Source organism: Porphyromonas sp. HMSC065F10 (assembly GCF_001808555.1).
GTDB lineage: Bacteria > Bacteroidota > Bacteroidia > Bacteroidales > Porphyromonadaceae > Porphyromonas_A.
The window spans coordinates 1-25635 of record NZ_KV793772.1; the positions used below are offsets into that span (position 1 = coordinate 1).

General features: G+C 54.1%; 19 protein-coding genes, 2 tRNA genes and 1 pseudogene. 6 read left to right on the top strand and 16 right to left on the bottom strand.

Annotated features, from left to right (window positions below; translation table 11 throughout):
- Positions 1-367: 367 nt before the first annotated feature.
- The 6 genes from recA to HMPREF2890_RS03090 all read right to left on the bottom strand — a co-directional run bounded on the left by recA (position 368) and on the right by HMPREF2890_RS03090 (position 5729).
- Positions 368-1453 carry a recombinase RecA gene (gene recA / locus HMPREF2890_RS03065; protein ID WP_070465169.1) on the bottom strand — a complete coding sequence of 362 codons (1086 nt, stop codon included), beginning with the start codon at positions 1451-1453 and terminating at the stop codon, positions 368-370.
- Between the two features lie 40 nt (positions 1454-1493).
- Complete coding sequence (locus HMPREF2890_RS03070) at positions 1494-2696, bottom strand: saccharopine dehydrogenase family protein (protein WP_070465172.1); 1203 nt, start codon at positions 2694-2696, stop codon at positions 1494-1496.
- Positions 2697-2911: 215 nt separating this feature from the next.
- A complete protein-coding gene (locus HMPREF2890_RS03075; protein WP_070465173.1) occupies positions 2912-4576 on the bottom strand; it encodes a formate--tetrahydrofolate ligase in 1665 nt (554 codons plus the stop codon).
- A 161-nt stretch (positions 4577-4737) separates the two neighbouring features.
- A complete protein-coding gene (locus HMPREF2890_RS03080; RefSeq protein ID WP_083289765.1) occupies positions 4738-5223 on the bottom strand; it encodes a ferritin in 486 nt (161 codons plus the stop codon).
- A 35-nt stretch (positions 5224-5258) separates the two neighbouring features.
- Positions 5259-5534 carry a hypothetical protein gene (locus tag HMPREF2890_RS03085; protein WP_070465176.1) on the bottom strand — a complete coding sequence of 92 codons (276 nt, stop codon included), beginning with the start codon at positions 5532-5534 and terminating at the stop codon, positions 5259-5261.
- A 111-nt stretch (positions 5535-5645) separates the two neighbouring features.
- Positions 5646-5729: transfer RNA gene (locus HMPREF2890_RS03090), tRNA-Leu, on the bottom strand.
- A 276-nt stretch (positions 5730-6005) separates the two neighbouring features.
- On the opposite strand from HMPREF2890_RS03090, the gene HMPREF2890_RS03095 reads away from it, so the two are divergent.
- Positions 6006-8690: a TonB-dependent receptor gene (locus HMPREF2890_RS03095; RefSeq protein WP_070465179.1), complete on the top strand. Its 2685-nt coding sequence runs from the start codon at positions 6006-6008 to the stop codon at positions 8688-8690.
- Positions 8691-8787: 97 nt separating this feature from the next.
- Positions 8788-10140 (top strand): bifunctional metallophosphatase/5'-nucleotidase, encoded by a 1353-nt coding sequence (locus HMPREF2890_RS03100; protein WP_168160407.1) that lies wholly within the window; start codon positions 8788-8790, stop codon positions 10138-10140.
- 10 nt (positions 10141-10150) lie between these two features.
- Here the strand turns inward: HMPREF2890_RS03100 and HMPREF2890_RS03105 are convergent, their stop codons facing one another.
- A complete protein-coding gene (locus tag HMPREF2890_RS03105) occupies positions 10151-11626 on the bottom strand; it encodes an MFS transporter (RefSeq protein ID WP_070465185.1) in 1476 nt (491 codons plus the stop codon).
- A 145-nt stretch (positions 11627-11771) separates the two neighbouring features.
- Between HMPREF2890_RS03105 and HMPREF2890_RS03110 the strand changes: the two genes are divergently transcribed.
- From HMPREF2890_RS03110 to HMPREF2890_RS03120, 3 genes are all read left to right on the top strand, one after another.
- Positions 11772-12290, top strand: coding sequence for a nitroreductase family protein (locus HMPREF2890_RS03110; RefSeq protein WP_070465189.1), 519 nt, complete (start codon positions 11772-11774; stop codon positions 12288-12290).
- A 20-nt stretch (positions 12291-12310) separates the two neighbouring features.
- Positions 12311-13324, top strand: coding sequence for a hypothetical protein (locus HMPREF2890_RS03115; RefSeq protein WP_070465192.1), 1014 nt, complete (start codon positions 12311-12313; stop codon positions 13322-13324).
- A gap of 33 nt (positions 13325-13357) precedes the next feature.
- A tRNA-Ser gene (locus HMPREF2890_RS03120) sits at positions 13358-13442 on the top strand.
- Positions 13443-13809: 367 nt separating this feature from the next.
- Here HMPREF2890_RS03120 and HMPREF2890_RS03125 read toward each other — a convergent pair.
- From HMPREF2890_RS03125 to HMPREF2890_RS03140, 5 genes and pseudogenes are all read right to left on the bottom strand, one after another.
- On the bottom strand, positions 13810-14328 hold the full coding sequence (locus HMPREF2890_RS03125; protein WP_070465201.1) for a DUF1643 domain-containing protein: 519 nt from the start codon (positions 14326-14328) through the stop codon (positions 13810-13812).
- A gap of 3 nt (positions 14329-14331) precedes the next feature.
- The gene (locus HMPREF2890_RS03130; protein WP_070465207.1) at positions 14332-15600 is read right to left on the bottom strand and encodes a PDDEXK nuclease domain-containing protein; all 1269 of its coding nucleotides are present in this window, start codon (positions 15598-15600) and stop codon (positions 14332-14334) included.
- Between the two features lie 12 nt (positions 15601-15612).
- Positions 15613-15753, bottom strand: a pseudogene (locus tag HMPREF2890_RS08790) (site-specific integrase); the annotation flags it as partial.
- A 176-nt stretch (positions 15754-15929) separates the two neighbouring features.
- A complete protein-coding gene (locus HMPREF2890_RS03135) occupies positions 15930-16367 on the bottom strand; it encodes a hypothetical protein (protein ID WP_070465211.1) in 438 nt (145 codons plus the stop codon).
- Positions 16368-16394: 27 nt separating this feature from the next.
- Positions 16395-16838: a hypothetical protein gene (locus tag HMPREF2890_RS03140; protein ID WP_070465215.1), complete on the bottom strand. Its 444-nt coding sequence runs from the start codon at positions 16836-16838 to the stop codon at positions 16395-16397.
- A 481-nt stretch (positions 16839-17319) separates the two neighbouring features.
- Between HMPREF2890_RS03140 and HMPREF2890_RS03145 the strand changes: the two genes are divergently transcribed.
- Positions 17320-18219: a helix-turn-helix transcriptional regulator gene (locus HMPREF2890_RS03145; RefSeq protein ID WP_070465218.1), complete on the top strand. Its 900-nt coding sequence runs from the start codon at positions 17320-17322 to the stop codon at positions 18217-18219.
- Positions 18220-18491: 272 nt separating this feature from the next.
- Here the strand turns inward: HMPREF2890_RS03145 and HMPREF2890_RS03150 are convergent, their stop codons facing one another.
- The 4 genes from HMPREF2890_RS03150 to HMPREF2890_RS03165 are packed head-to-tail and all read right to left on the bottom strand — an operon-like array spanning position 18492 to position 25311.
- Positions 18492-19442 (bottom strand): PorV/PorQ family protein, encoded by a 951-nt coding sequence (locus HMPREF2890_RS03150; RefSeq protein WP_168160408.1) that lies wholly within the window; start codon positions 19440-19442, stop codon positions 18492-18494.
- A gap of 23 nt (positions 19443-19465) precedes the next feature.
- Complete coding sequence (locus HMPREF2890_RS03155) at positions 19466-22222, bottom strand: S8 family serine peptidase (protein WP_070465228.1); 2757 nt, start codon at positions 22220-22222, stop codon at positions 19466-19468.
- Positions 22213-23769, bottom strand: coding sequence for a BACON domain-containing protein (locus tag HMPREF2890_RS03160; RefSeq protein WP_070465234.1), 1557 nt, complete (start codon positions 23767-23769; stop codon positions 22213-22215). Before HMPREF2890_RS03160 ends, HMPREF2890_RS03155 begins: the two co-directional genes overlap by 10 nt.
- 24 nt (positions 23770-23793) lie before the next feature.
- On the bottom strand, positions 23794-25311 hold the full coding sequence (locus tag HMPREF2890_RS03165) for a BACON domain-containing protein (protein WP_070465242.1): 1518 nt from the start codon (positions 25309-25311) through the stop codon (positions 23794-23796).
- Positions 25312-25635 lie beyond the last annotated feature (324 nt).

A 25635-nucleotide genomic window follows, 5' to 3' on the forward strand; every position in this document is an offset into this window, starting at 1 on the left:
TATTAGAGATCACTAATATCGGTATTAGATTTCTCTCAGAGCGGACTGGGCAAAGAAGAGGGCAGACCCGCTTGCGACGGATCTGCCCACTCTATAGTGTGGTCCTTTCTTTCCTGTGGAGAAAAATAAGGGTTGCACTCACGTGCAACCCTTACTATAGGTTCCACAAAATATTAGGATGTTAGGTAAGAAAGATTGATTAGGTTACGCATCTTGTGATTGTAATGGTGCAAAGGTGCGACAAAATGGCGTTTACATCAAGGTGGCCAAAGCTGTTACTTAACAGGGATGAAACATCTCGTTAGCAAACTTTTTGACTTTAAGCACCGAAATTGCCAACCGCACCCGTCAATGCGCCCTTTCCTACCTATTCCTTGCTTGCGTTGTCCTCTGCGATACGAGCCTTGATCTTGGCCTCGATCTCGTCAGCGAGGTCGGGATTCTCCTCCAGGAGAGTCTTGGCCGCCTCGCGTCCCTGGCCCATGCGCATATCTCCGTAGCTGTACCAGGAGCCACTCTTGTCGATGATGCCCATATCGACTGCGATGTCGACCAGCTCGCCCGACTTGGCGATGCCCTTGCCGTACATGATGTCAAACTCTGCTCGACGGAAGGGCGGGGCGACCTTATTCTTCGCCACCTTGACCTTGGTGAGGTTGCCCACCTGCTCCTCGCCGTCCTTGAGGGCGGTACTGCGACGGATGTCGATGCGGATGGTGGCGTAGTACTTGAGGGCGTTGCCACCGGTGGTGGTCTCAGGATTGCCGTAGCCGCCAATCTTCTCGCGGAGCTGATTGATGAAGATGCAGCAGGTGCGGGTCTTGCTGATGAGGGCAGCGAGCTTGCGGAGCGCCTGACTCATGAGGCGTGCCTGGAGACCGAGCTTATTCTCTCCCATCTCTCCATCGATCTCACTCTTGGGGGTGAGGGCTGCGACGGAGTCGATGACGACGACGTCGACAGCGGAGGAGCGGATAAGGTTCTCGGCAATATCAAGTGCCTGCTCACCATCGTCAGGCTGAGAGATCCAGAGACGGGAGAGGTCGACGCCGAGAGCTTCGGCATAGACGCGGTCAAAGGCGTGCTCTGCATCGATGTAGGCAGCGAGGCCGCCAAGCTTCTGCGCCTCAGCGATGGCGTGGATCGCCAACGTGGTCTTACCGGAGGACTCCGGGCCGTAGATCTCTACGATGCGACCGCGGGGATAGCCACCGATACCGAGTGCGAGGTCAAGCGTGAGGGAGCCGGTGGGGATCGCCTCGATGGGCTGCACTTCCTGGGAGGCCATATTCATCAGCGAGCCCTTGCCAAAGGTCTTCTCGATCTTGGCCTGAGCCGCCTGCATAGCCTTGAGCTTATTGGGATCAGCCTCCACGCGATGAGACTTAGGGGCTGCGCCCTCGATCTCCTCGGTGATGCTCTGGTCCTCGCCCATCTCTTTCTTATCTGCCATAGTACTGCTTGTCACTTATTCTTTTCCTATGAAAAAATCCTCAGAGCTCCAGATCAATGTCGTGTAGCTCGTGCCAAGGGAGCCCCTGCTTTGCCACCTCCTCGAGGAAGGGATCGGGGTCAAACTCCTCCACATTGAAGACTCCGTGACCACTCCAGAGCCCCTTGAAGAACATGATCGCTCCGGTCGTCGCCGGGACACCGGTGGTGTAGCTTACACCCTGGGCGCCGGTCTCCTTGTAGGCCGCAGCGTGGTCGGTATTATTGTAGATGTAGTAGGTGTGCTCCTCGCCACCACGCAGCCCGCGGATGCGACAGCCGATGGAGGTCTGGCCGGTGTAGTCGCTCCCGAGCTCCTTGGGGTCGGGGAGGACTGCCTTGAGGAACTGCAGCGGGATGATGTCGATGCCCTTGTACTTGATCGGCTCGATGCCCGCCATGCCGATATTCTGGATCACACGGAGGTGCGTGAGGTACTCCTGCCCGAAGGTCATCCAGAAGCGCGCCCGACGGAGGGAGGGGTAGTTCTTCACCAGGCTCTCCAGCTCCTCGTGGTACATCAGGTAGCTCTCACGGGGACCCACCTCGGGGTAGGTGAGCGTCTTGTGGATCTCGAGCGGCTCGGTGGTGATCCACTTGCCGTCCTCGTAGTAGCGCCCGTGCTGGGTCACCTCGCGGATGTTGATCTCGGGATTGAAATTGGTGGCAAAGGCCTTGTGGTGATCTCCCGCATTGCAGTCGACGATATCGAGGTGGGTGATCTCGTCGAAGTGGTGCTTGGCAGCGTAGGCGGTGTAGACGCTGCAGACACCGGGGTCAAACCCGCAGCCGAGGATGGCGGTGAGGCCTGCCTCCCTGAAGCGATCCTGATACGCCCACTGCCAGCTGTACTCATACTTCGCCTCATCCTTGGGCTCGTAGTTGGCGGTGTCAAGATAATTGACCCCGCAGCGGAGGCAGGCATCCATGATGGGGAGGTCCTGGTACGGGAGGGCGACATTGATCACCAGCTCGGGCTGTACGCGCTCCATGAGCACGCAGAGCTGCTCCACATCGTCCGCATCGACCTGAGCGGTCTTGATGAAGTCCTTGCCTCCGGGGATCTTAGCCACGAGGGCATCAATGGTGCTCTTCGTCCGACTGGCGATGGTGATGTCGGTGAAGATGTCCCTATTCATGGCTACCTTCTGAGCCACGACGGTACCGACGCCACCGGCACCGATAATAAGTACGCGTCCTTTCATATATGGATACTAATGAGTGTATGTGTCATAATCTATCGTCTCAAAGGTACCAAAAACTTAGCTGTCGGACAGCCCACCAAAAAGCCGACCACACTAGTTTGATTGACAAGCTCTACAATAGGCACTGATGGAATACACCTTATTTATATATATATTATATAGAGGGGGCTGTGTCGCATAGGCACAGCCCCCTCTATATTTAATAACAGGGTCGATCAGCTCAGACCATCGATCTCACCATTGACGATGTCGATCTTCTCGGCATTGGGAACCTTGGGGAGCCCCGGCATACGCATGATGCTGCCCATGATGACGACGATCATCTCAGCACCGGTGGTGACGACGATGTCATTGACATGCATCTCAAAGTCTCTCGGAGCCCCGAGGAGGGAGGCATCGTCGGAGAAGGAGTACTGCGTCTTGGCGATGCAGATGGGGAACTTGTCGTAGCCCAGCTCGTCGATCATCTTGAGCGCCTTGATGGCCTTCTTGTCGTAGACCACGCGATCTGCCCGGTAGATCTCTCTCGTGAGCGCTTCGATCTTCTCCTTGACCGGGCTGTCGAGATCGTAGCCAAATGTGAGGGGCTTGGAGGGGTGCTTGTCGATGGTATCTACGACCACCTGAGCCAGCTCTGTCGCTCCCTTGCCGCCCTCAGCGAAGGCGTTATTGACGGCAAAGGGTACACCGAGCTCCTCGCAATGGAGGCGGATCGCCTCAAGCTCAGCCTCGGTATCGGTGGGGAAGCGGTTGATGCAGATGATGACGCTCTGGCCAAACTTCCGCATATTCTCCACGTGCTGGTCGAGATTGGTGAAGCCCTTCTTCAGCGCCTCCACATTCTCCGTACTGAGGTCAGCGTCCTTGACACCACCATGGAGCTTGAGGGACTTAGCAGTGGCGACAAGGATTGTGGCGGCAGGCTGGAGACCATTCTGACGGCAGACGATGTCGAGGAACTTCTCGGCGCCGAGGTCGGCACCGAAGCCTGCCTCCGTGATGGCGTAGTCGCCGTAGTGGATCGCCATCTTAGTGGCGATGACAGAGTTGCAGCCGTGAGCGATATTGGCGAAGGGACCACCGTGGATGAAGGCGGGGGTATTCTCAGTCGTCTGGACGAGATTGGGCTGGAGGGCGTCCATCAGGAGGACAGTGATCGCTCCACCGATCTTCATATCTCCCACGGTGAAGGGGCTGCCGTCCTTCTTGTACCCGACGACGATATTGTCGATCCGGCGACGGAGGTCATCTATATCCTTGGCGAGACAGAGGATCGCCATGATCTCGGATGCAGGCGTGATGTCAAATCCCGTCTCATTCACTTCACCATTACCATCCCCGAGGCCGGTGACGATGTGGCGGATGGAGCGATCGTTGACGTCCAGCACGCGCCTCCAGGTGATCTTGGAGAGACCATCCTCGTCATTGCGGTGGCGGTAGGCGTAGTTGTCGACGAGAGCCGAGATGGTGTTATTAGCGGAGGTGATGGCGTGGAAGTCTCCTGTGAAGTGGAGATTGATCTTATCCATCGGCAGCACCTGCGAGTAGCCACCACCGGCGGCACCGCCCTTGACGCCAAAGACCGGCCCGAGGGAGGGCTCGCGAAGAGCGACGATCGCCTTCTTGCCGATCTGATTCATCCCGAGGGCGAGTCCGATGGAGACGGTAGTCTTGCCGATACCGGCCTTGGTGGGCGTGATCGCGGTGACGAGGATCAGGTGTCCGGCACCATGCTGCTTCTCCTTGAGGACATCTAGGCTGATCTTGCCCATATAGTGACCATAGGGGAGGAAGTCCTTCTCCGGGATATTAAGTGACTGAGCGATCTCTTGGATCGGCTTGAGCTTTGCCTCTCTGGCGATCTCGATATCTGATTTCATGATTGTGTTGAGATTTGGTTTTAGTGTTTGACCAAAGGTACCCATAATTTTGTGACAGCAGGTGCCCTTTTGCGATAAGAGATCTCTTTCCGCAATTTCATCAAAAAAAAGCGTAAGGATGGGCAGATCGCCTATCCTCACGCTTGTATACTGAGCTACTCTTACTCGCGCATGCCCATCTCCTTGTCGAAGATGGCGATGGCACCCTCACCGATGAGATCAAGGCGGTCAAGGTTGTGCTGTGCATTCTCCTCTTCCTCCTCCTGCTCTACGACAAACTTCTCGAAGAAGATGCGTACTCCGTAGTCGTGATCCTCAGTGGCCATCTTGACGATCTCCTCGATCGACTTGGTGATGGACTGCTCGTGGTGGAGCGACTGAGTGAGGATCTCGCGGAGGGTCCCGAAGGAATTGGGCACCCCGGCGATGGGCTTCAGCTCGGGCCGCACGCCACGTCCCTCGAGGTAGGAGATCATCGTCTCAGCGTGTCCCATCTCCTCGCGAGACTGCAGGTTGAGCCAGTTGGTCACACCATCTAGAGCGCGCTCGGCGGTGTCCATAGCCATAGAGCGGTAGAGATAGGCGGAGTAGAGCTCCTTATTGATCTGCTCGTTGATAGCGGCGATCAGTCTTTCAGTCATCTTCATAGTGTACTGTATTTATGTTATTAGTGATTGTAGTGTCATGAGTTGCCGGATGAGTCATCATCCACCTCCTCATACTCAACGTAGCGACCTCCACCGAGGTCATGCTGTGCCTCGCGGAGGATATCGGCACTGCTCTTCTGAGCGCGCTCCTCCCGAGCTGCCTGCTCCTGAGCCGCCTCTTCTTGTCGGCGGTACTCTCGCTTGACCTGCCGATGGACCGCACTGATGCGTACCACCTGGCGTATCAATGGCCAGAGGGAGTAGAGGATCACCCCGAGGACGAGGAGAAGGAGTATGGAAAATGGTGACATATCCTATTGCAATTTTACTCTAACAAAGGTACCAAAAAAGCTACCCACATACATAAGTGCAAAAAGCGAGCCTCCCAGGACCATCGTGTCCAGGGAGGCTCTTCCTTCATGTGCCCGGAACCGGGATCGAACCGGTACGGATGTTACTCCATTGGTGTTTGAGACCAACGCGTCTACCAATTCCGCCACCCGGGCTCTCGTGGGGACAAAGGTACGACATTTTTTCAGACGGGATAAGTGTGCCTTTTTGTCAGACCGATGCGCCTTGAAGTCAATAAAGTAAAGAGCTGCAACCCATACCCTATCATAGCGCTCTGCATCACCCCCAAATCATCTCTCCATCGCATTAGAGGACAACAAGGGTGAAAGTAACGAAATTGTCACGCCATAAAGTTATCTTTGCGCAAATTATAAGACGATAAGACGGAAATTAATTACCCAACATACTTTATGTATTTAAGATTTCAGCGTATGAGAACGAGAGTATTCTTTGCTGTCTTGTCACTTCTGTTGCTTGAAGCAATGGCTATGGGGCAGACGCGCTACACCGGTAAGGTCGTAGATCTTACATCCGGAGAGAGCATCCCGGGAGCTATCGTCCTGGAGAAAGGAACCACAAACGGGACCTCTACCGATGTGGATGGCAATTTCGCCATCAGCATCAATGGCAAAGGGGTCATCGTGGTGTCCTACATTGGCTATAAGACAAGGGAGATCAGTGTAACTCCCGGGAAGACACGCTTAGGGCGGATCGAGATGGCGGAGGACGCCAGCACCCTTGGTGAGGTAGTGGTCGTGGGCAACAGCCTCATTGACATCGTCAAGGATAGGCAGACGCCTATCGCAGCTACTACCCTGACCGGACCTCAGGTGACTGAGAAGATGGGTAACCTCGACTTCCCGGAGGCTCTTAAGGGGATACCCGGTGTACATACCATCAGCCACAGGGGCTACGGAGATGCGAAGTTTACTGTTCGCGGCTTTGACCAGGCGAATGTCCTCGTACTGATCAATGGTCAGCCGGTCAACGATATGGAGTGGGGCGGCATCTATTGGTCCAATTGGGCCGGTGTGGCAGATGTTGCCTCCGTCGTACAGCAGCAGAGAGGTCTCGGATCCTCCAAGATCGGTATCTCCTCCGTGGGCGGCACCACAAATATTGTCACGAAAGCAGCTGACCGAGACCAGGGAGGAAGTGTGAAGTTTACTACCGGTAACGATGGCTACTTCAAGACCTCTGTCAACTACGACTCCGGGGTACACGACAAGTGGGCCGTCAGTGCTCTTGTCTCCTACTGGCGAGGCGATGGATACATCGACTGTACAGCAGGGCAGGGTGCCACCTACTTCCTCTCCATCGGGTACAAGCACAACGATCGTCACTCCTTCAACTTCACCACCACCGGAGCTCCTCAGGTACATGATCAGAGCTACCAGGACAAGATCTCTACATTTGAGAAATATGGCCTGAAGTACAACTCCAACTGGGGATACCTCAATGGCAAACCATATAACTTCTCCCGAAACTTCTACCACAAACCAATTGCCAACTTCAATTGGGATTGGACCATTTCCGACAAGACTACCCTCTCTACCGTTGTATACGGCTCATGGGGCTATGGTGGCGGTACCGGAACGTTTGGTGTAGCTCACTACTTGCTTCCTGACGATGAAAACGGTCTGATACGAGTGGATGACCTGGTGCGAGCCAATAAGGGTGAAATGATCAATGGTTTCAATCCCACTATTGCATGGGATAGAGTTGACAGCAAAGACAATCGATGGGCTGGCAAGCACATTGTTGTTCATGAGGAGAGGAATTCAAAGGGTACTGTTCTTCGCTCCTCAATGAATAACCACAGCTGGTACGGCCTACTCTCCAACCTTGACACGAAGGTGGGTGACAATTGGACGTTCAATGTCGGTATCGACCTTCGCTCTTATGTAGGCAAGCACTACCAGCTGGTCAATGACCTTCTTGGTGCTGATGCATACTATGACAATGTGGACATCAATTCTGCAGGTGTATTTATCAGTGATGGTTTCAATCTCAATCCACTTGCCGTGAATGAGATGCAGAGTGCCCAGAAGGTGGGGCGCAACTACGACTGTCACGTTGGCTGGTCCGGCCTTTTCGGACAGGTGGAGTATGCCAACGAGCATCTCTCCGCCTTTGTACAAGGATCTATCTCAGAGCAGTTCTACAAGCGTCACGAGTACTTCACGGTCCCGACTACTGAGCAGTGGACCAAGTGGTCTCATCGTCTTGGTGGCAACATCAAGGGTGGTGTCAACTGGAAGATCAATCGTCAGAACAACGTCTTCCTCAACGCCGGATACTTCTCCCGTCAGCCTTTCTTCTCTTCGCTGTATCCTAACAACAACAAGGTCACAGCCAACAAGATGGAGGAGGGCGTTCAGAATGAAGGAATCGTCAGTGTAGAGGGTGGATATGTCTACAACTCATCCTTTGCTCGCGTGGCGCTGAATGCCTACTACACTCAGTGGAAGGATCGGTATCAGTCGTTCAGCACAAGTGACAGAAAGAAAACGGCAAGGACCTATGTAGATCAAGTCCACACCGGCGTGGAGCTGGAGACGACAATCCATCCGATCTACTTCCTCGATGTCTTTGGTATGGTATCTTATGGTAACTGGAAATATGGGAGCAATGCTGTCGCCAAGATCTATGACGACCAAAACCGACTCGTAGAGGGCGAAAACCCGCAGCTCTACCTTGCCAATATGGAGGTCGGCGGTGCTCCGCAATTCCAGACCCGACTGGGTGTCAAGGCGTATATTGTCAAGGGACTGAGTGCAGACCTTAACTGGTACTACAATGACCGGAACTTTGCTGCCATTGACGCAAAAAAGGTCCAGAAAGAGGGTAGCAAAAACCTGAAGATGCCTGCCTACAACCTCTTGGATGGTGGGGTGTCCTATCGTCTAAGCTTCAAGGAGACCAGCCCCATCAAGGGTCTCTCCTTCCGACTCAATGTCAATAACATCCTCAATACGAAGTACATCGTCCAGGGATTCTCCAACATCGCCGCAGACGAGAAGGCGGAGAACAACTGGAAGGGGATCAACAAGGCTAATACCGTAGCATTTGGCTACGGTAGGACCTGGTCTCTCTCCGCAGCGATGACTTTCTGACTCTATACGAACAACTAACTTATAAGCCCCGCACCCCAGCTGGGAGGTGCGGGGCTTTCTTTTTTCTATGAAGACTCAATACTATATACTCTTACTATTGTCTCTTTCCATATGCCCTGCCCTCAGTGCTCAGGTGGATCAGATACGTATCCTGTACTTCAATGATGCCCACGAGCCGGATATGGTAGCCACTGAGGGAGGCTATCTCGGAGGTGTAGCCAGGATGAAGACTGTGGTGGACTCCATAAGACAGTCCGCCCCGGATGCCCTACTACTATTTGGGGGAGACTTAGGCGGTGGTACACTTGCCGGCAAGCTCTACAGAGGCAGTGTGATGGTCGACTTCCTGAGTGATATAGGAGTTGACTACGCCAATTATGGTCAGCACGACTTTGACTACGGCATCGACAACACGCTGGCACTGACTCATCGGGCGAGGTTTACGTGGATAAGCAGCAATACTATGACCAGGGAGGGTGGTACCATCATTGGCAGTGTCCCATTCGCCATTCACAGGATCGGAGACCTCAACATCGGCATTATGGGGCTGGTCGATAAGGTGAATACTTCATCGCCCCGCTCAGGGATCACTCAGAGAGACATCATAGACTGCGCCCGGGATGCCGTAGGTCATCTGTCCGGAGCAGACTACATCATCGCACTGACGCAGATGAATAGCGAGCTCAATGAGCAGCTCCTGCGGGAGTGTCCTCAGATCGATCTCATACTGGGCGAGGAGACCTCCCAGTACATCACCAACGTACACTTCGTGGGAGATAAAATGATCGTCGATGGCTGCGGCAATATGGGTCACCTCGTCGAGGTGACGCTGCGCAGTAAGGGTGGGAGTCACGCTCTCTCAGTACATCCCATCAGTCCGTCAGTAAGACCGGACGAGCGTCTGGAGAGTCGTGTCCGGGCAATCGATGAAGAGATCGAGTCCCGACTGGGAGTCCGGCTTACCACACTGCCTCAGGACCGCATTTGTACACGACGACGGACGGGGGAGCTGGTGGCTAAGGCCTTCAGAGAGCATTATGGGACAGACATCGCACTAGTACAGAGTGGTGGCATCCGTGCAGACCTGAGGAGTGGAGATATCACCCTGAGAGACGTGTACTCCATCCTTCCCTACGAGAATCGCATCATACCCGTCAGACTCCCCGGGTACTCCGTCCGGAGGCTCCTTGAGAAAGCGATAATAGACGGAGACGATGTCGCACTCTCGGGCGTGGAGATAGACAGATCCGATCAGGATCCGATCATCCGAGTGGACGGAGCACCACTGGAGGAGGACAAGGAGTACACTATCGCTCTGTCAGAGTATGTCTTGAGCGGAGGGGGAGGATTTGACAAAATAGCCGATAGCTCATATCTTCTGCCCCTGGACAGAGCCGATACGGACTCGGATATACTGATTCGGTATCTCTCCTCGCACAGTGCGGAGTAATTCTCCCTTGCTACTTGCTCGCTACCGTTGTCTTGCCCTGACCCTTGGGGATGGAGTAGTAGATGACGGCAAAGGAGATGACGATGATGATGAGATTGTAGAGGTAGGCGGCCATCGCCCCCTGACGGATCGTGACATTGTCCTGTCGCCCGACAAAGGTGACCACCTGACTGAGGAAGGTGATCGGCTCAGCGGAGTAGGCGATATCCTGGAAGATCGCTGTCGAGATGGCAATGCCGAAGGAGCTGCCGAGCGAGGAGGCCATCTTGAAGATCCCCGAGCCGATACCGGTCCTGCTCTCCGGTAGTGTCGCCAGAGCCGAGTCGGTAGAGGCTGTGGCAAAGAACCCCAGCCCGGCACCGAAGAGCGAGTAGGCAATCACGACAAGCGTCATATAGGTGCCTGCCATCGCATTCGTCGGGAGGAGCAGGCAGAGAGCCACTGCGACGGTGCCACAGGAGAGGAGCATCGGGAGTCGCGCACCGTAGCGCTGCATCAGCTTCTCCCCCACACGGATGAAGAGCAGGATCGACACGCCGTAGCCGATGGACATCAGCCCCACCTGGTCCACCGGCACACCGGATGCCAGCTGCAGGAGACTGCTGACGATGATGATGATACCGGTGGAGGCATTGAGGAGAAAATTAGCCACCGTGGCGCCACTGTAGACCGAGTTTCGGAAGACTCGGAGGTCGAGGAAGGGGTGCTTGGCACCCCGCTCGATGCCGATGAAGAGGAGGATGAAGATCGTCGCCGTGAGGAGCAGGCCAAGAGACTTGACATCCACCCAGCCCCACTGCGGACCCTCGGTCACATAGAGCTGCAGGCTGACGATGCCGAGGATCAGCGTGACGATGCCGGGGATGTCCCGCCCGCCCTTCGCGTCACTCCCCGGGCGGTAGTAGGGCAGGGTCCGGATGAGGAAAAGCCCGAGGAGAGCCACCGCCGCAGCGAGCCAGAAGATCCACCTCCAGCTGAGCCACTGAGTCATATACCCCCCGAGTAGGGAGCTAAATGCGGTGCCGCCCCAGGTACCCATACTCCAGAGGCTGATCGCCCGCTGTCTCCCCTTCTCGTCCCAGAATACCCGCAGCAGTGCAAGCGTCGAGGGCATCACGCAGGCGCCACTCAGCCCCTGACAGATACGTCCCAGCAGAAGGATCGGTGCCGTGAGTGATGAGTGACCGGGTGTCAGGGCGATGAGCACCGCCCCCACGATCGCCAAGATCAGCCCGAGGCGGGTCATCCGTGTGTGCCCCAGGCGATCCCCGAGACCACCGATGAGCACGATCAGGATCCCGCAGACGAGGGAGGTGACCGAGACGGCGAGATTGAGCAGCGAGGGGGAGAGCCCTAGGTCAGCATTCATCTCGCCCCTCACATTGAGGAGCGTCATGGCAAAGAGCCAGAAGGAGAGGAGACCGCAGATAAATCCGAAGAGGATCCGGTCATTGCCTCTAAAGGTGGTAGTACTTTCCTTATCCATTAGTGCGAAGTGTCTTGATCATTGGTAGAGCAAGATACGGAATTATCGTAAAACGGAAGCGCACGAATTTAGGTACTTTTGCATCCATGGGTCACTCCCCCCACCCGGTGGAAGAGGGGGAGACCACTCCATAGAGCAGAGACAAATGGACTTCAGAGACTTAGTGATGGAGCGCTACAGCGTCCGTCAGTGCGATACGACACGCGAAATACCGGAGGAGGATATGCAGCTGATCCTCGATGCGGCTGTACAAGCTCCTACAGCGTGCAATAATCAGCCCTTCCGCATCTACCGGATCCGCAGCAGAGAGATGCGCGAGCGTGCGGAGCAGTGGTACAATAGAGCCCACTTCCGCACCGCCCGCGAGGTGCTCTTGATCGTGGGGGAGGATGCTGCGGCCTACGTCTATCCGGATAAGGAAAATAACTCCCTCTACACCGACACCGCCATTGCGATCGCCTACATGCAGCTCCAGGCGGAGGACCTGGGGATCGGCTCCGTCTGGATCAATGCCTTTGACCGACCTCTCTGCGCCCGGGATATGGGGCTGGAGATGGGCAGGGAGACCCCCGTTGCGCTCCTCGCTCTCGGCTATCCCCTACCCGACGCCACTCGGCCGACCCGTAAGCGGAAGAGCATGGGCGACTTAGTCAAGACGATCTAAACCCTTTTTCATCAATCATCATGAGGAAAATACTCCTTACCCTACTCACCATCTGCGGTCTCGCACTCACCGCCGCCGCTCAGGGCTCCGGAGAGCTCCGTGACCGCATCACCGTCACCGGATGGGGGCAGACCTATTACGATGCTGCCTTCGGTCCCGATGTCCACGGGACCAATACCTTTGCCATCAATAAGATCAACCTCGTCGCGAAGGGTCAGATCACCGACCGCTGGAGCATGGGCATCCTCGTCCAGCTCCACAGCCCGGCGAAGCTCAAGGAGCTCTGGCTGCAGTACACCCTCATGCCCCAGCTCAGGGTCCGCATCGGGGAGATGAAGACCCCCTTCGGCATGGAGAATCAGATTCCCCCCTCCCTACTCCCTCTCACCTCGGGCTGGACCACCCCCACCTGCTACTTTGCCGGCGTGAGTGGCGATCCGCTCTACTGCGGCACCTCCGGGCGAGACATCGGACTCGAGCTGTCAGGCGACCTCTGGGGCAAGATCCTCACCTACAAGCTCGCCGTGATGAATGGTCAGGGGATGAATACCCTCGATCTCGGCACCACCAAGATGTACGGCGGGGCGCTCTACGTCCGCCCCTACCGAGGTATCACCCTCCACACCTCCTACCTCGGTGGCGAGATGCACGCTATGGGTGCGAGGGGAGAGATCCAGGCGGGAGACGCCTACAAGCGCAGCAGCGTCAGTGCCGGCCTCAGCCTCGACTTCCGTCCCGTGACCCTCTCCGCCGAGTACCTCATAGCAGACACCGATGAGACGATCGGTGACGGAGCCTATGTTATGGTGGTCGGACACCTGCCTAAGAGCTTCGAGCTCTACGGAGCGGTCGACTGGCTCAGGACCGACCGGAGCGCGAGCGAGAGCCTCCTCACCGGCACGATAGGCATCCAGAGATGGTTTGCCAAGAAGTGCCGCTGGCAGCTCGAGTACCGCGTCCCCGGCACCCTCGGCACTGACGAGGGCTTCGGACCGGTGCATCACATCAGGACGCAGGTGCAGTTCGGATTCTAAGAGAAAAATATCGTACCTTTGCCACACCTCCGAGGAGAGTTGGCAGAGTGGACGAATGCGGCGGATTCGAAATCCGTTGTAGTGCAAGCTACCGGGGGTTCGAATCCCTCACTCTCCGCAGGCATACGGGTGCACGTCACAGAGTACTGTGGCGTGCACCCTCTTTTTTGCCCCCACCACCGGGATCTCTAGACAATTGGGCAGAAATCAGCCGAGGGTCAAATGTGGGTTAATTCGCATTTTGATGTGCTGAGATAGGGAGGAAAAAGAGATTACCTTTGTTGGAGTGACAATAGATGGCAGACCAAGCAGACCTTAAGGAGCTGGATAAATAAGTGCTCCGAAAAAGACTTAGATATAGTATCAAGAGACCTTAGAAAAATAAGGAGAAAAAGAAGAGACACTCTTTCTTGGAGAAATCATCCAAGAAAGAGTGTCTCTTCTACCCCATTTCACTTTTTCAAAGGTCTCGATATATGTATCATTTAAAGGTAACTGTTGATATCAAAATTCTTTAGTCCGAAATCATAACGAGCATAAAGGGGATGTCTTGGGTGTCCTGATTTTGTCAACTCTCCTATTTGCTTCCAATTGATTTTTCGCTCTTGTTCTTGAAGTACATTGACAATATCTACAAAGCAATCTAATAAATAATTCCTTTTAGATATAAGATTACCCCAAGCAACTAAAACATCCAATTCAGCGGATGTCTTAAAGAATTCTCTTATAGCATCAAGATTATTCTGATGAAGGATTTCATCCCTCTTACTATGTACACCATTGAAATTTGTTGATCTCTGAGCATACAGATTTAACATAACAAAACCATCGTAATTATTACGCTCTGCAAATCCCATAACTTTTCTCACTGTACGATCAGGGTATTTTTCATTTGCTGTACTTGGATTGACTCCGATTACCACTAAGGGCTTTGTACATCTACTTGCTAATACATAACGATGGGTTTTCTCATCACCAATCATTTGTTTAATCTGATAATCCATATTTCAATTTATTACTCGGTTTAGTTCCTCCTCGACTTCTTCCACCGTAGGCAGAGCCGATTTTAGATTGTCGGGAATAGCCTTTGACAGTTGATAATCACTCACACCAATTGGCTGATCGTAGCCCGAGAGGGCGTATTGAGCTACCACCTTATCGCCACCATTACAGAGGAGCAAGCCGATGGTCTTATTGTCGTGCTCTCCACGTAGGGTGTCATCTACTACATTGATATAAAAGTTAAGTTGTCCCATATATTCGGGCTTAAAAGGTGTTGCTTTGAGCTCGACAACAACGTATGTATGTAGTTGGATATTGTAAAGGACAAGGTCGGCATAGAAGTCTTGGTCACCCACTTGAAAGTGCTTTTGCTGTGCCACAAAGGCAAATCCACTGCCCATCTCCAGCAAATACTTGGTGATGTGCGACACCAACTGCCGCTCAATGTCTCGCTCTTCCATCCGTTCTGTTTGACCCATGAGGTCGAAGATATAGGGGTCTTTCATCAGATAGTTCGCCAAGTCGCTTTGGGGCTGTGGTAGGCACACGGAGAAATTGTTCACCTTCTTTGCTTCTATCTGTCGTGCGAATAGATTGTTCTCTATTTGAACTTTGAGTACATTGCGACTCCACCCATTGGCAGTCGCCTGTGTGATATACCAATAGCGTTCTCCCAAAGGCAGCTTGCTGTTCAAAAGGATGACGTGGCTTGCCCAATTGGTGCGTACAACTGCTGAATGCTTGAAAATATCCTCTATCCGTTCTATGTCGTGATGATAGATAGCTGAAAGCGTTTCGGACACTTTCCATAATTGCGCAACAGCCTGTTGCGTAATTTCATTTGACAGATTGTCTGCGGATTGAATTAGTGCAACAGGTTGTTGCACAATTTCGTTGAGAGCCTTTGTTAGCTTCAAGACTTTCTCCACAGAAGGATTCTCTAAAGCCTTATCTGTCTCTCCCAACTGCATTAAGACTTCTAAGGGATAAGCCTTGGCAAACTGACACATATATGTCAGATTGCGCGCAGAGTAACCCTTCTTATCTGGGTACTGTTGTCTTATCGCTTGAGAGAGCTTGTCTATCACTTTCGCTCCCCAACCATTTTTCTCTTGGAGGTAGAGGATAAAATGCCCCACCTTCCAATAGTGGAAAAGCATATCAGCATTTGCAGAGGCTATCATGCGTACTTGCGTCTGCTCAAGGTCTGACCCTATTGCTCGTACAACAAGCGACAAGTCCTGTCGCTCCGTATTATTTATTTCTTGGCTCATATTGTTTCGGTATTATAATTGATTGAATCTACTCATGGCATTTGCCTTGATATCGTCCACAATATCTATGTAAGGTTTCATAGCCTTGTAATCGCTATGATCAGTCCATTTCATAACAACTTGAGGAGGAATCCCCAATGCAAGTGCATTACAGAAGGTGTTGGCATTATTTCCTCTACTTCAAACTTTTTGAAAGGTTCAAGAGAAAGAGCCTCACTCTCCGCCTAAGCAACCCGCTTATACTCGTTATCCGAATATAAGCGGGTTTTTGTATACTCAGAGCAGGATAGGATGAGCTGCAGTGGCACGGATGCGGACAAAAATGGGGCTTACAGCCCCTCGTGCTGCAAAACTTTCTCAATGCCCAGGTAGTAGAAACTTGGGATCTCATCGTCCGGCTTACCGACGAACTGCTGCCACTCATTGTCGAAGTCGTGGAAGTCGTACGTCTCATTAAGCCACTTGATGTCTTCTTCGACTAATGACGCAATGCCGATGTTGTCGATAGATACGTCAAGATACCACGGTGCTTTCTTATTCATCGTGTAGAAATGCGCACAGTAGGTCTTCTTCATCGGTGACTCAAAGTGCTCGGGGTCTCGCTCGTTCTTTGCGACGATGTCCATATCAAGAAACATTCTGTCGTAGAACTCGGTAAACGCTCTGATCTCTACCCTCTTGGTCCCGTTGAGGATCTCAAGGGCATTCTCTCTCTTCATCACGAGGGCGTACGCCTCGTGCTCTTTGCCGTTGTATGTTATCTTCATTGCTCTGAAAAATAAACATCTGCATTGTTATGGGATATTCTTCGTCTCTACGATTTTGCCGAGAGTGTAATTAATACCTAAGGCTATACACGCAACCTTTTCGCCCCGATAGGTGTCTGCAATGAGGTAGGGTTTGTCATCTTCATCGACATTAATCTCAGGACTTACTTCGACTATTTCAACAGTCAGCTCAGGTGCGTCCTTGCGCCTGCCATTGATCAGCCTCAGATAGTCATACTCTCTCGGGGCACTAAGTACTGTGCCGAGAGTGTCAAAGTAGATGATATCCTCGTCACCACTCACGTCAAGGCCCAGCTCATCGGGAGTAAACCCCTTTTCTCTGACCTCTATCGGGTCAAAGTATAAGCCCTTGTTAGACGGGTATACCCATCTGCTCTCAGTGGTTTGATCCCCACGGAGGATAGCATCAAAGCTATCTCTTTTGATCTGTAGTGTAAGTGTATTACTCATACGTCTGTGGTGTCTATAGCTCGCTATGTGATGCATAGCACAGGACAAATATAGATACCCTATAGCTGCTACGCAAGCGCTTTTCTCCACAATACTAATACTATAGCATCATCCTTGACAGCAGGGGTGACGCATTTGAGCATTAGGGTAGTCAGATACCCCCTCGAACCCTTGTGGGTCGCTGAGTCCCCCTCCCTACGACCCCGGAAGGGTGTCGCAATCCCCGGAGAGGCTTGATAGTGCGACACCGCGGACCGAGATCCCTCCATTCATACCGTCGAGTGCACCCTCTTTTTTGCCCCCACCACCGGGACCTCTACACAATTGGGCAGAAATCAGCCGAGGGAAAAATGTGGATTGTACAATCATCCTTTTGCTTTTTTACTTGCTCCATTGATAGAAAAGTTCTAACTTTGTAAAAACTTTCCGTATGACTGAGGACTCCTCAGAGGATACAGAAATTTAGAGTAATGGAGAAGGAATGATTACCAACAATAAGAAAGATATCGTCGACCTCGATCGACACCTCAATTGTCACTACTACGCATGCGCACTGCGCTGCCCCCTCAAGAGCTACACTCTCGAGCGGGGCAAAGAGCTGACCATCGACAGCGAGAAGCACTTCATGTTTGTCTTCGTGGAGGCGCGCACTTCCTCCTACAGCTATAGAGACGAGACCGAGAGACACGCCTGCCGGGGGGACTACTTCCTCTTCTTAGGCACACAGCGTACTGTCACCATCTATAGCGATGGCAAGGAGACAAGAGTCCACACCTTCTTCTTCAGCAAGCCCTCACAGCTCTGCGACAACTACTCCATCGCTCGGCTCAAGGACAAGGCACCCACATCGCATGTCTTCATCTCGCTCCCCACACACGAGTCGATCAAGATGGTGCTTGACAGCATGCTCTATATGAATAGTCATCAGCTCAATTGCATAAGCATCTACGAGTCAAAGCTCAAGGAGCTCTTCTTCTTCCTCGGAGCCTTCTACGAGCGGGAGCAGATCGCAGGGCTCCTCGCTCCGCTGCTCCGTCAGGAGATCGACTTCAAGGAGTTTGTGGTCCAAAACTTCCTCCGCGCCAAGACCGTCCAAGATCTTGCCGACCAGAGAGGGATGCCGGTGCGGGTCTTCAAGAAGAGATTTCAGGAGACCTTCAATGTCCCCCCCTACACCTGGATGCTGCAGGAGAAGGCGAAGTATATCGACCGTCAGCTCGCCGATGCCGCCGTGCCCTTCTCGGAGATCATCAAGGAATTTGGCTTCTCCTCCCCCAGCCACTTCACCGTCTTCTGCCGCCGTCAGTACGACATGACGCCCACCCAGCGCCGGCATAAGCTCCTCCGCGACAAGGCGAGAGCAGAGCAGTCTGAGAAGTAATCTCCCCCACCGATACAGAGCCCCCATAGAGAGGTCCCCCGCAGGCAAAAAGCCTACGGGGGACCTCTTTTTTTTGCCCTCTTAGGGACCAGTGTAATACCCCTCGCCTGAGATGATCAGACTAATAGCGGTAAAAGAGATGACTAATATCGGTATTAGTGAAAACTAATATCGGTATTAGTCTCGACTAATACCGATATTAGATGTGGCTCCGGTGCATAGTCACCCTATGCTGAGAGCCGGAGTTGCTTAGCGACCCTATGCTGCAGTGCTCAGAAGTGACAGCCTACAGATAGGGCGAGGTGATTGGCCTCCCGCTGCTGCGGGGCTACCCTACAGGAGAGACCTACGGAGACATTGCGGATCGGCTGGCAGCCGAGACCTCCGGTGAGGAAGTACCGACCCGGCAGTATGGTGCCACCGAGCTGGAAGCTCATCACGTCCAGGAATGCTGCACCCAGTCCGACACCGACAGCGTACTGCTTAGCAGAGGCGGGCTGGACAAGGTAGTCCCCCGTCACCGCAGCGAGCAGCGTCCACTCCGAGGTGAGCCCATAGCGCAGGTCACCGGCGAGGGTGACGGAGCCGGGCATGGAGTACTTGCCACTCTTCTTGCCGTAGAGTACCGCTCCACCGAGATTACGGAGAGAGGCTCCGAGGGTGTACCCGAGGGGTACAGAGGAGAGCCGGCTGCCGTAGGTGGCACCGAGCGACCCACCACCGGTGAGAGCGATCTTACCGATGTACGACTCAACGAAGTGTCCCACCACGTAGGCTCTCCAGTGATTATTGATGCGAAGGGCATAGCCGAGGTCGGCGGTGATGTCCATCGGGTGTATCTCGCGACCATCCCCGCTCTCCGTCGACGTGAGGACACTTCCCCCGCCGAGGTAGCGGAAGCCTGCGATCAGAGCATGCTTGTCGCGAAATCTCCAGCTCCCGGTGACGGCGTTGTAAAATCCACTCCCCGACCACATCGAGTCATGTCCCATACCGATGATGCCGGTGTAGGAGAGCGAGAAGCGCTCACTCCGGTCAAATACTGCCCCGGGTGCTGAGTAGATATAGTGTCCTCCGGAGAGGGTGCTACCGCCCGTCTGTCCCATGGCGGCAGAGAGTGCATCAGGATTTTGCGAGAGCACGGGTAGCGTCCCTGAGTCCTGGGCGGATGCGGTGAGAGTGATCCCGGCGAGGAGGAGAGCAATGACGTATATTGGTTTCATGATATACATAGGGTATAAGTCGATTAGTACTTCACGAAGTATCGGGTATACTTCAGACCATTATTACCCTCCACCTGGAGCAGATACTTGCCACCGGCGAGCTTGGAGAGATCCATCTTGTGGGTACTCCCCTCACCCGTGATGCCACTGACAGCCTCCTTGTAGACTACCGACCCATTGCCGGCGATGACGGAGATGGTGGCGCTACCGATCTGTCCCGAGAGGACGACATTGAGGTCACCATAGGTCGGGATCGGGTATACATGGTAGACTATATCGTCAGGCACTGCCTTGATGCTGAGACTGACATAGAGCTCAGCACCCAGCTCATCGACTGCATGTATCTGTACCGTGGAGCTACCCTTGGTGAGTCCCTTGAGGGTGACCACACCATCATGCAGCTTCACTGCGACGACCTGATCCGCTGAGGAGGTGACGGCGTAGGTCAGCTTATGCCCATCGGGGTCGGTAATGAAGTCTCCGAGAGAGATGGTCTGCTCACTGCCTATCGGGAGATAGGTGAGCGTGATCGGCTTGGAGAGCACGGGGGCGGAGTTGAGGTAGACCTCGTAGGAGATCTTCACCTCCGTCTCAGCACCATACTGGTCCCTCACGACCACAGCGAAGTCGTGCTTCCCTACGGAGCCTCTTGCCGAGAGATCGACGAGGATCGTCTCCTCCTCTCTATTGGCTGAGATGCCGAGGAGATCACCCTTCATGGTATAGGACCAGGTGTGACCCTCGGGGTCGGCTACCTTGAGGAGCAGCCGAGCTGTCTCACTGCCGGCGAGGCGGATCTCCTTAGGTCCCTCTACGGTCACCACAGGAGCGGCATTGTCGAGCGTAGAGGAGGAGAAGAAGGTGGGTGCTGCCTCATTGCCCCAGCGGTCTACCGCCACTATGGCATAGTGGTAGCTCTGATGGATCGAGAGGTTGTGGCTGGTATAGGAGACCTTATCGCCCACATTATACTTCAGTCCGAAGACCTTGGTCGACTTCGCACTCTTGTAGGTAGAGGCGGTGAGGGGCTCCTTATCGCTGTAGTAAATGACGTAGTAGCTTGCGGTACGGTCATCAGGATCTGCCACGGCAGGGAAGGTGATGGTCAGGTCGGTATATCCCGGCTCTGCCTTTACGTCCTTGACCTGTGCAGGAGCCTTGGAGGAGTCGCTGTCGAGCGCACGAGCGGCATCGAGGTATCCGGCACCGAGGATGCCCTCAAATCCCGGATTGTACTCATTGATGTCCGACGGGCGGAGGGCAGAGAGGAGGCGACGCTTACAGTCGGCATTCGTGAAGCCACGTCCGCCATACTTGGAGACGATCAGCCCGGTCACACCACTGGCGTGAGGACAGGCCATCGAGGTCCCCTGCATAAATTCGTAGTAGCTCTGGACGGAAAGGATATTCCCCGTCTGCTCGTCCACCTTCTTCTGTACCGAGGTGCTGTAGATCTGTCCACCAGGATAGTGGAGGTCACCACCGGGGCACATCAGGTTGATCCACTCGCCACGATTGGTGTAGTACGCCTTCTTCCAGTCGGGAGCCATGGCGGAGATGGTCACAACCGGACCGTAAGCGGCCGGGTAGGACATATCGTCCGAGGACTCATTACCGGCGGCAAAGAGTACCACCCCACCCTTCATCGGGGAGTCGGGCAGCTGATTGCCATCATTATCGCAGCCTGCATAGTCGATGAAGTAGTCGATCGCTTTCTTGAGAGAGGGGGACATAAACTTGGAGCCACCCCAGGAATTCTGTGCAATGACAGCGCCATGATTGGCAGCGTAGACAAAGGCGCGCTCAAAGGCCTGCCCATTCTTTCGCCCAAAGGCATCGCAGACCATGATCCGTACACCTGAGTCGGGACTGCCATTACCACCGGCGACACCGCAGACACCGATGCCATTATTATTCACCGCAGCGATCACACCCGCCACGTGCGTGCCGTGGGCATCGTAAGCGATATTGGCATCCTCGTCGGCAAAGTTGTACCCGTGGATATCATCCCTGTACTCGCCCTGACCGGGATTGGGATTGACCCAGATATTCTGAGCCAGGTCCTCATGCTCGTAGTAGACGCCACCATCGATGACAGCGACGATGACGGAGGGGTCTCCGGTCTCCTGCTTCCACGCCTCAAAGAGGTTGAGATCAGCCCCCTTGAGCGACTTGAGTCCCGATCCCGTATTGTGGTAGTGCCACTGCTTGCGGAGGTAGGGGTCGTTGAAGGGCATCACATCCGTCTCGTCCCGCTCTGAGTCAAAGCTATAGGCTCTAAGGGGGAAGAATACCGGCTCATCCATCGTCCGGTAGAGAGGCACCTGCTCCACCAGATCCACTCCGGGGAGATCAGCGACCTCAGACGCCGAGCGGAGTGTGGTGCTCTCACCGGCACTCTCATCGAGGATAATGTCGTACCAGAGGTGGAGCCCCGCCCGGCGCATACGCTTCTCATAGGCAGGCTCCATGATGAAGACCGGTCTCACCTCGCGAGCACCGATACTCCGGAGGAGATCACTCATAGGCGCATCACAGCTCCGGAGCGCAGGATCATCAGCACGGAGGGCACGGGTACCGATCTTGTCGGCCAGCTCGGGCGTCAGTCTGACGCGGACGAGACCGGGGACGGTCGCCCCCTGGCCTGCCGGATTGACCTCGGCAGACTGCTCAGGCTCCTCGGGGTCAAGTGCCGTCCTGTTGGAGCAGGAGGCAAGACCGAGTCCGAGGGCAGTGAGGAGGGCTAAGAGCCCTATACTTGGCTTTTTTCTCATTTCCATAGCTTCTTCATCTGAGTCATCTTATGGTCGAGAGCACTCATCTGCGTCTTGGAGGAGACATAGGGCAGCATCATGATGACGAGCGACGGATCCTCCTCGCCCTCGAAGTGGGCAAATTGAGTCTTCATCTGGATCCCCTTGGTGTCATTGATGAAGACATCCATCTTACCGTCAGAGGTCTTGCCGTTGTACTTGAATCCGTCCTTCTCACAGAGGGCAAGGAACTCCTCGGTGATATTGAGTCGACCATTGTACTCCCAGTAGACCAGATTGATATCAGACCACTCCTGGAAGGTAGCAAGCAGGGCTCCGACCTTCCCCTTAGAGGCATCCCAGCTGAGGAAGTAGTTGCGCGACTTGATCTCCTTGCTGCCGGGCACCTTGTACTCGTGGTAGCAGATGTTATGGGCATCATCATACGAGTCGCCGGCGGGGTTGTAGACACCGCCATTCTCCTGCTCGTATTTCTGGACCTCGCTGTAGTCGGCACCAAATGCTACAGGGATATAGGGGATCTTGTCGAAGGTCTTGTATGCCTGCGGCTGCTTCGGGATGTAGATGTACTCGACATTGGGGTCGTAGGTGTGATCCTTGATGGAGGCAACGACGCGATTGCTGGGATTGAAGTAGCGCAGCTTGCCCTGCTTCTCCGTAAAGCCCTCTGCGAGGAGTGCGGAGTCGATGACATGCATCGCCTCCTTGGTGATCATCGTCTCTCCATCCTCGTCGGTAGTGGTGTAGTCGGCGGCGATGTAAGCCTGTGCGGCCGTCATCACACCCTTGGTGGAGAAGGAGTAGGCTATCTGGCTCATCATCGGACTGGTGGTGGTGAAGGAGACAGAGCCGGTGAGCGTCTGCTTGATCATGCTCCTGCGCTCCATCTCGAAGCGTGAGATGAGGCTCATGGTGCCGTACTCAAAGTCGATGTAGGGCAGGAGGAAGAGCGGCCACTCCTTCTGCTTCACAGTGACCGCTACGGTACCGGCCTCTCCCTCTACCTGGAAGATGATCTCGCTCTGACGTGCGCCGCCACTCTTATTGGCATCGGCGCGGAGGATCACCTCCTTCTTCCACGGGAGAGAGGTGACCTGGATCCAGTCGGTGGCTGAGGTGCAGGTCCAGCCCTCACCATTGACGCGGACACTGATGGTGACCTCGCTGTCCCACGGCTCCAGTACGATCGCCTCGGGGACGGTGGTCACATCGAGGGCGTTGCCCTCCTGAGTCACCTTAAGAGCCTTGACTAAGTCTCCCGCCTGAACGAGCACGACGGCATCACGCTGGCCGATCACCTTATTCTCATCATAGACCAGCTTGACGGACGTACCCTCAGGTACTGCGGTGATCCAGTCTCTATTGCTGATGGCGACGACGGACTCCTCATTGGTCTTCACGCTGACGACCATCTCGCCCTTGTCCTTGGTGAGGCGTACTTCCGGCTTATCGAGCTCGAGCATGGTCGGCTCTTTCTCTAAGCTCTCAGGCGTACATCCGAAGCAGAGGAGTGCCGTGAGGAGCGATGCAAGTATATATAGTGATTTATTCATGATCTGATTATGTCGTGTGGTGGTTTACTTACGGTTGGTTTTGTGGGCAATCATCTTAGTCCCCGGATTGATCTGCAGGACGATGATCGGCTTGGGATCTCCGAAGAACTTCTTGCACTGAGCCCCCATAGTCAGCCCCTTCTCCTTGGAGACAAAGACGTAGACATGCTCGAGGATATTGTACTCCTCGAAGTGGAAGCCCTCTTTCTCGCAGAGCTCCATAAATTCGTTGGTCGGTGTGAAGTACCCCTTGTAGCTCCAGAAGGCACGATCCGTGTCGAGGAAGTACTGACGGGTCTTCTCGAGCAGGTAGATGCCGCTCTTCTTATCCTGGTGGAAGAGATAGAGCCGTCCATCGGCCTGATACTTACCCGGAGGAGTGACAAACTCGTACTCATCCTCATAATTGTAGGTCTCCTCACCTCCCACGCTGTCCTCGTACTCCTTCACCTTTTCCTTCGTGATGCCAAAGTCGGTCAGTCCGAGTGGCAGAGTCTCAAAGGTAGGCATCGCTACAGGCTGCTCCGGCTTGTAGGAGAAGAGGAGGTGTGGTGTATTCTTGAAGAAAGGCTTGATCTCCACCGTCAGATTGCGCTGATCCTTGTGGCGGAAGGTATTCTCATCCACCTGCTCAGTGAAGCCATTCTCCTTGAGGAAGCTGATCAGCTCCAGACGCGCCTCACCGAGGAGGAGTCGCGTCGAGGAGGCATCCACCTGAGCATACAGGTAGGCACCACCCGCATAGATCGTATATACGACACGAGGGAAGGCGCTGCTCGTGGTGGAGAAGGTGAAGAAGCGCTCACTCTCATCCTCGATGGCACCACCTCTCTCCTTCTCAAAGAGCTGGATATCGGGCCTTGTCGCTGTCTCAAAATTCATATAGGGGAGTATAAACCAGTCAACTCCACTCTGGGTCACACGTATCTCAGCACCTCCGCTGCTCTCGCCCTGCAGGGTGATCATGATCTTCCCCTCGCGCGGCTCGCGATTGCGGTTGGGAGCTACGCGGACATCGATCCGCTTGGCGACGGGATAGGGCGTGACGGTGATCCACTCGTCATCACTCTTGGCAGTCCAGAGGTCGGTACCGCTCTCCACGTCGATGGAGCGGGTCTCACCCCACTGGGTGATCTTGAGCTCACTCGAGCCGGCACTGCTACCGGCATGAGCAATGATCACCTCAGTGCCCTTTCCCTGCATGATGGTGAGCTGGCGACGCACTCCGGAGGCAGTCACCACCACGGAGCCTAAGCGAGCACTTGAGGAGGGATTGGCCTCCGCACTGAGGAGGAGGGTGTGATCATCCTTTTTGGTGGCCGAGATCCAGCTATTGGCGGTATAGCAGCTCCAGTCAGGAGCATCCGTCGTCACACCGATCTCGCGACTCACCTTACCCGGATCGAGCGAGACGATCCCCACCTCAGAGAGGGTCAGGTTCGCCGTCTCACTCAGCTCGTCACCGATCGTGCATCCTGTCTGTAGGAGAAGCAGCAGGATCGGCAGTAGACCCAGGAGTTTTTTTGGCTTACAGCGATTCATAATGATGTATTAAATAAGTAATTAAAAGGTTCGCACTGGTGTCCGACAGAGCGATCGAAATGCCTCGCACCAAGCTTTACGACACAAATGTACGTACTATTCCCCGATTAGTTGCTCACTTCTGGTAGCACTTTTATCGATTCCATTTGATTTTTCTTCACTTGGTGCTAAAACAAACTTAGTTCTCTTTTTTTTCGTAAAAAAGGATATTATTCTTTACACAGAGGCGTAAATTCGGTACGACAGAGATAATATTAAAGGCGTCCGAGGGATCAGGTGTGACGCATTTGAATTCATAGAAGGCACTCAACTCATTGTGAAGAG

What these genes read in the sequence shown, in the direction of transcription:
- recA (WP_070465169.1), bottom strand. Translation starts at nt 1,453, where the DNA reads ATGGCAGATAAGAAAGAGATGGGCGAGGACCAGAGCATCACCGAGGAG.
- HMPREF2890_RS03070 (WP_070465172.1), bottom strand. Translation starts at nt 2,696, where the DNA reads ATGAAAGGACGCGTACTTATTATCGGTGCCGGTGGCGTCGGTACCGTC.
- HMPREF2890_RS03075 (WP_070465173.1), bottom strand. Translation starts at nt 4,576, where the DNA reads ATGAAATCAGATATCGAGATCGCCAGAGAGGCAAAGCTCAAGCCGATC.
- HMPREF2890_RS03080 (WP_083289765.1), bottom strand. Translation starts at nt 5,223, where the DNA reads ATGAAGATGACTGAAAGACTGATCGCCGCTATCAACGAGCAGATCAAT.
- HMPREF2890_RS03085 (WP_070465176.1), bottom strand. Translation starts at nt 5,534, where the DNA reads ATGTCACCATTTTCCATACTCCTTCTCCTCGTCCTCGGGGTGATCCTC.
- HMPREF2890_RS03095 (WP_070465179.1), top strand. Translation starts at nt 6,006, where the DNA reads ATGAGAACGAGAGTATTCTTTGCTGTCTTGTCACTTCTGTTGCTTGAA.
- HMPREF2890_RS03105 (WP_070465185.1), bottom strand. Translation starts at nt 11,626, where the DNA reads ATGGATAAGGAAAGTACTACCACCTTTAGAGGCAATGACCGGATCCTC.
- HMPREF2890_RS03110 (WP_070465189.1), top strand. Translation starts at nt 11,772, where the DNA reads ATGGACTTCAGAGACTTAGTGATGGAGCGCTACAGCGTCCGTCAGTGC.
- HMPREF2890_RS03115 (WP_070465192.1), top strand. Translation starts at nt 12,311, where the DNA reads ATGAGGAAAATACTCCTTACCCTACTCACCATCTGCGGTCTCGCACTC.
- HMPREF2890_RS03125 (WP_070465201.1), bottom strand. Translation starts at nt 14,328, where the DNA reads ATGGATTATCAGATTAAACAAATGATTGGTGATGAGAAAACCCATCGT.
- HMPREF2890_RS03130 (WP_070465207.1), bottom strand. Translation starts at nt 15,600, where the DNA reads ATGAGCCAAGAAATAAATAATACGGAGCGACAGGACTTGTCGCTTGTT.
- HMPREF2890_RS03135 (WP_070465211.1), bottom strand. Translation starts at nt 16,367, where the DNA reads ATGAAGATAACATACAACGGCAAAGAGCACGAGGCGTACGCCCTCGTG.
- HMPREF2890_RS03140 (WP_070465215.1), bottom strand. Translation starts at nt 16,838, where the DNA reads ATGAGTAATACACTTACACTACAGATCAAAAGAGATAGCTTTGATGCT.
- HMPREF2890_RS03145 (WP_070465218.1), top strand. Translation starts at nt 17,320, where the DNA reads ATGATTACCAACAATAAGAAAGATATCGTCGACCTCGATCGACACCTC.
- HMPREF2890_RS03150 (WP_168160408.1), bottom strand. Translation starts at nt 19,442, where the DNA reads ATGAAACCAATATACGTCATTGCTCTCCTCCTCGCCGGGATCACTCTC.
- HMPREF2890_RS03155 (WP_070465228.1), bottom strand. Translation starts at nt 22,222, where the DNA reads ATGGAAATGAGAAAAAAGCCAAGTATAGGGCTCTTAGCCCTCCTCACT.
- HMPREF2890_RS03160 (WP_070465234.1), bottom strand. Translation starts at nt 23,769, where the DNA reads ATGAATAAATCACTATATATACTTGCATCGCTCCTCACGGCACTCCTC.
- HMPREF2890_RS03165 (WP_070465242.1), bottom strand. Translation starts at nt 25,311, where the DNA reads ATGAATCGCTGTAAGCCAAAAAAACTCCTGGGTCTACTGCCGATCCTG.